This is a genomic window from Streptomyces sp. SPB074, assembly GCF_000154905.1.
Lineage (GTDB): Bacteria > Actinomycetota > Actinomycetes > Streptomycetales > Streptomycetaceae > Streptomyces.
In genome coordinates this window covers 6,478,477-6,483,894 of record NZ_GG770539.1, presented here as the reverse complement: position 1 = coordinate 6,483,894, position 5,418 = coordinate 6,478,477, and the positions used below count along the sequence as shown (strand labels likewise).

Annotated in this window: 4 protein-coding genes; all 4 read right to left on the bottom strand. The window is 72.0% G+C overall.

The window, feature by feature from the left end; genetic code table 11:
* Positions 1-11: 11 nt before the first annotated feature.
* Positions 12-1,760, bottom strand: coding sequence for a cytochrome c oxidase subunit I (gene ctaD / locus SSBG_RS27700; RefSeq protein WP_008749360.1), 1,749 nt, complete (start codon positions 1,758-1,760; stop codon positions 12-14).
* A gap of 141 nt (positions 1,761-1,901) precedes the next feature.
* Positions 1,902-3,302 (bottom strand): carboxypeptidase regulatory-like domain-containing protein, encoded by a 1,401-nt coding sequence (locus SSBG_RS27695; RefSeq protein WP_008749359.1) that lies wholly within the window; start codon positions 3,300-3,302, stop codon positions 1,902-1,904.
* 196 nt (positions 3,303-3,498) lie between these two features.
* Positions 3,499-4,173 (bottom strand): helix-turn-helix domain-containing protein, encoded by a 675-nt coding sequence (locus SSBG_RS27690; RefSeq protein WP_008749358.1) that lies wholly within the window; start codon positions 4,171-4,173, stop codon positions 3,499-3,501.
* 69 nt (positions 4,174-4,242) lie between these two features.
* Entirely contained in the window at positions 4,243-5,043 is an 801-nt protein-coding gene (locus SSBG_RS27685) for a VOC family protein (protein WP_008749357.1), read from the bottom strand.
* Between the last annotated feature and the right edge of the window lie 375 nt (positions 5,044-5,418).

Below are 5,418 nucleotides of genomic sequence, written 5' to 3'. Positions count from 1 at the left end.
CCACCGGTCCCTCACTCGCCCCGGTGGTCGCGGTCGCCGGGTGCGATGGTCACCGACTCGTGCGGGGCGTTGATGGTCTGGTCCATGGCGTTGATCGCCGGGTGGTGCAGTTCGAAGGCGGGGGACTCGCTGCGGATGCGGGGCAGCGCGTCGAAGTTGTGGCGCGGGGGCGGGCAGGAGGTCGCCCACTCCAGGGAGCGGCCGAAGCCCCAGGGGTCGTCCACCTCGATCTTCTTGCCGTACTTGGCGGTCTTCCAGATGTTGTAGAAGAACGGCAGGATCGACAGGCCGAGCAGGAAGGAGCTGATGGTCGAGACCGTGTTCAGGGCGGTGAAGCCGTCGGCCGCCAGGTAGTCGGCGTAGCGGCGCGGCATCCCCTCGGCGCCCAGCCAGTGCTGGACGAGGAAGGTGCCGTGGAAGCCGGTGAAGAGGGTCCAGAAGGTGATCTTGCCGAGGCGTTCGTCGAGCATCTTGCCGGTGAACTTCGGCCACCAGAAGTGGAATCCGGCGAACATCGCGAAGACGACGGTGCCGAAGACGACGTAGTGGAAGTGGGCGACGACGAAGTACGAGTCCGAGACGTGGAAGTCGAGCGGCGGGGCGGCGAGGATGACGCCTGTGAGACCGCCGAAGAGGAACGTCACGAGGAAGCCCACGGCCCACAGCATGGGCGTCTCGAAGGACAGGGCGCCCTTCCACATGGTCCCGACCCAGTTGAAGAACTTCACGCCCGTGGGCACGGCGATGAGAAAGGTCATGAACGAGAAGAAGGGCAGCAGCACGCCGCCCGTCACGTACATGTGGTGCGCCCAGACGGTGATGGAGAGACCGGCGATGGCGATGGTCGCGCCGATGAGGCCGACGTAGCCGAAGACGGGCTTGCGGGAGAAGACGGGGAGGATCTCGGTGACGATGCCGAAGAACGGCAGCGCGATGATGTAGACCTCCGGGTGCCCGAAGAACCAGAACAGGTGCTGCCACAGCAGCGGTCCGCCGTTGGCCGGGTCGAAGACGTGCGCGCCGAACTTGCGGTCGGCCTCCAGGCAGAAGAGCGCGGCGGCCAGGCAGGGGAAGGCGAAGAGCACGAGCACCGAGGTGAGCAGCACGTTCCACACGAAGATCGGCATCCGGAACGCCGTCATGCCGGGGGCGCGCATACAGATGATCGTGGTGATGAAGTTGACCGAGCCGAGGATGGTGCCGAAGCCCTGGAGGGCGAGGCCCATGATCCACAGGTCGGGTCCGAGGCCGGTCGAGTGGACGGAGTCGGTGAGCGGCGAGTAGGCGAACCACCCGAAGTCGGCGGCCCCTTGAGGGGTGAGGAAGCCGCTGACCACGATGAGGGAGCCGAAGAGGAACAGCCAGTACGAGAACATGTTCAGCCGCGGGAACGCGACATCGGGCGAGCCGATCTGGAGGGGCATGATCCAGTTGGCGAAGCCGATGAAGAGCGGGGTCGCGAACATCAGCAGCATGATCGTGCCGTGCATCGTGAACGCCTGGTTGAACTGCTCGGGCGAGACGATCTGGAGTCCCGGCCGGGCGAGTTCGGCGCGCATGACGAGGGCGAGGATGCCGCCGAGGCAGAAGAACGTGAACGAGGTCACCAGGTAGGAGGTGCCGATCACCTTGTGGTCGGTGCTGGTGATCCAGCGGATCACCCAGCCCCCCGGATACCTCCGCCGTACGGGTTCGGGGGGCGTCGGGGGACGGGAGTCCACCAGGGTGTCTGCCGAGCTCACTCGGTCTCCATTCGTCATTCGTCGGGCGGCGGGCGGGAGTTCCCGCCTGCGCCCGTATGGCGACGGAAGAGTACGAACATGACGCGGGGTGCGGCGGACGGGCCGGGCGGGCGACGCCCGATCGGCCCCGGGGATGCACCCCGTTGGCGGAGCGCGCGGTCAGACGGTGACGGGGCGCCCGGCGAGGTGGAAGTCGTGGCGGGCGGGGTGCCCGTCCCGTATGGCGACGCGGGCGACGGCGGAGAGCCGGGTGGGCGCGGAGGCGATGACGACGACGGTCTGCTCGGCGAGCCCGGCGGCCGCGTAGGCGCCGTCGTCGCCGGTGGTGGCCCGCAGGAGTTCCCGCCCGTGGGTGCCCGTGACGGTGATGACGACGTCGCGCAGCGGTTCCCCGTCGGTGCCGGTGACGCGGCCGGTGAGCTGGGGCAGCGGGAGGCGGCCGGCCGCGCGGTGCGGGGGCAGCGCCTCGGGGCGCTCCGTCTCCAGGACCGGGTCCTCGACGGGGGGTTCGGGCACGGCGGACCCCCCGGCCTCGCCGGCGGCGCGGCGGGCGCGGAGTGCGCCGAGGCCGTGCAGGACGAAGGCCGCGGCGACCCAGGCGAGCAGGACGAGGACGTGCGGCAGGACGTCCTTGCCGCCGAAGTAGAAGAGTCCGCGCAGGGCTTCGATGAGGTTGCCCATCGGCATGACGGGGTGGAGCGCGCGGAAGAAGCCGGGGACCATCTGGATCGGGATGGCGCCGCCGCTGGACGGCATACTGAGCAGCACGAACAGGCCCATCGCGACGCCCGGCAGGTACTGCTTGACGAAGGGCACGAGGCCGAGCGCGGTCTGCGAGACGGCCTGGGACATGAGGAAGAGGAAGAGGATCGCGAGCGGGTCGTTGGGGATGACGTCCATCCAGCGGGCGACGCCGTAGGCGACGAGGGCGAGCACGGCGCCCGCCGCGGCCAGGACGAGGATCTTGTCGCGCCGCCCGAGGTTCGTGGCCCGCAGCATCATCATGACCATGACGTAGGCGGGGATGGTGCAGGCGAGCACGACGTAGAAGAGCCCGGTGCCCAGGCCGTCGCCGGGGGCGATGGGGGCGACTTCGGTGATCTTGAGCGCGTTCCCCGCGGCGGCGCCGGTGTGCGGGCCCCCGGAGTCCTGGGCGATGGCCGTGAACGTCTTCTGGAGGACCGATTCGAGCGAGTAGCCGTCGGCCTTGGCGGTGAAGAGTTCGGGCGTGCCGGGACCCGGTACGTATCCGGCGACGGCGTCGCGGCCGGTGACGGCGGCGCGCGCGGCGTCCGCGTCGTGCACCGGTACGAGGTCGAAGCCGCCGGGGGCGGCCTGGTCCAGCGCGCGCTGGAGGGGCGCGGCGGTGGCGGCGGGGACGGCGACCTTGACGTGGTGCGGGACGGGGTTGTGGAAGGGGAGCAGGTAGCAGACGAGGAACCCGGCGAACATGAACGCGGGGAACCACAGGGTGCGCACGAGGGTCAGGGCCGTCTCGCGGGAGGAGCCCTTCTCCTCCGCCGTGGTGTCCGGAGCCGTACCGGGTGCCGCTCGCACCATGGGGTGCTCTCGCCTCCTCGCAGATATATGTGCGTAAGCCAATATTTAGCAAGGCTAACAGTGAGGGGCGAGGCGCACAGACCCGGGCGTGCAAGTTCTGGCACAGAGTTGGCAAAAACACCGGAAATGCCACCGGGGGGACGGCGATGACGGCAGGACCCGGCCGTCACGTCGTGTCACGTCACCTCAGGACACCTCACGTGCGGATGACGCGGCCGGTCAGCCGCTCGGGGCGCAGCGTGAACCACGCCGTGCGGTCGCCGCCCGCCCAGGGGCCCGACCAGGCGGCGCGGGCCAGGGCCCGCGCGCGGGCGGGGTCGGTGACCCGGCGCAGGGTGCCGGTGGCGAGCACCGACCACCCGGCGCCGAGCGCCTCGTCCACGCGGTCCACCTCGAAGGCGGCGGGCCCGTCCGCCGCCGTCGCCAGCGGGCCCCGCTCCGTCGAGCGCAACGTCAGCTCTCCGTCCACGAGCGTGTAGTTGAGCGGCAGGATGACGGGGCCCGTCTCCCGCGTCGTGAACCCGATCCGGCCCACGCCGTGCGCGCCGATCCGGCGCCGGCACTCCGCCGTGTCCATCTCCTCCAGGACCGGTTCGGCGGCGGCCCGCCCGCGCCCCTGCGGGTACCCGGCGGCGGTCCCGCGCAGTTCCGCGAGGCTCACGCCGAGCGCGTTGGCGATCCGCAGCAGCACGGCCGTACCGGGCGCCGCGTTCTCCTCCTCGATGTACCGCAGGTACGAGGGGTCGGCGCCGACCGCGTGCGCGAGCTCGGCGCGGCTGAGCCCGGCCTGAGTCCTGCTGTGCGCGATACGGCGGCCCACGTCGCTGCCCGGGCCGCCGCCGGGGGCGGTGAACTGCGATACGGGAGTCATGAGTCCTGCCTTCCTGGGCCGGGGCGGGACCCGTGGGCGTGCCCCCGACGCGGTGACCGGCGGGCGGATTCAGCCGCCGGCGCGCTCCGCGAGCGTGAAGAGCGCCCCCGCCGGGTCGCGCAGCACGGCGCGGCGGAACTCGGGCCCCTCCCGCCGCTCGACCAGCGCGGCGGAGCGGCGCGTCGCCTCGGCGACGGTCGCGTCCAGGTCGGCGACCGGGAAGTGGACGCGCCACATGGGGCGCACGAGCGGATCGGGGGCGGCCTCGACCGCGCCCGAGCTGATCCGGGCGAGCTGGTTGTCCCCGTCCCGCACCACGACCGCCTCCTCCTCGTAGCGCACCTGGGGCGCGCCCGGGGCCTCCGCGCCCCAGCCGAGCACCTCGCCGTAGAAGATCGCCGCCTCGAAGGAGTCGCGGGTGCGCAGCTCGACCCAGGCGAGGCGGCTGCGCCTGCCGATGCGGCCCGGGGTGCCGTCGTCCTGCCAGACGCCGAAGACGGCGCCGTCGCGGTCCGCGGCGAGCGCGGCGCGCCCGCGCGGCAGCCGCAGCGGCCCGATCGCGACCGTGCCGGAGCGCTCCCGGACACGGGCGACGGTGTCGTCCAAGGCGGAGACGGCGAAGAAGGGAATCCAGGCGACGGCTACCTGGTAGGTGGAGGCGACCGCGCCGAGGACGGCGACCGTCACGCCCTCGGCGTCCTGCGCCACGCAGTACTCGTCGCCGAGCGCGTTGCCCCGGAAGGTCCAGCCCATGACGGCGCCGTAGAAGCGCTGTGCCTCGCCGAGGTCGTGGGTCATGAGGTTCACCGCGCCCCGGGAGCCGAGTGCGCGCTCTTCGTGGCGCTGCTGCGCGGGGCTGTCCGCCGTCACCTGGGGCCGCCTTCCTGCGGTGTGCCTGGGGCTGTGGTGCCTGAACGCGTGCCTGCCCGCGCGGGGGCGGGCTCGTTCATCTTGGGCCGGGGCGGGGCCCGCCGCATCCGGGGACATGCCGGGGGTTCACCCCCACGCGCGGTGAGCCGTAACCCTGATCGACGGACGCACGTTCACGACGTTGACCCATGACCGCTACAGAACGGAGCGCACAATGGCCAAGCGTCGCCAGCAGAAGGGCCGCAAGCACCGCCGGGTGAACCGGACGCCTCGTCCGGTCACCCGCACGGGTGCCGCCCGGCTCGTGGCATCGGCCGCAGGCCCCGAGCGCCCGCGTCCGGCCACCGCCCCCGCGACGGCCCCCGCCACCGCCGC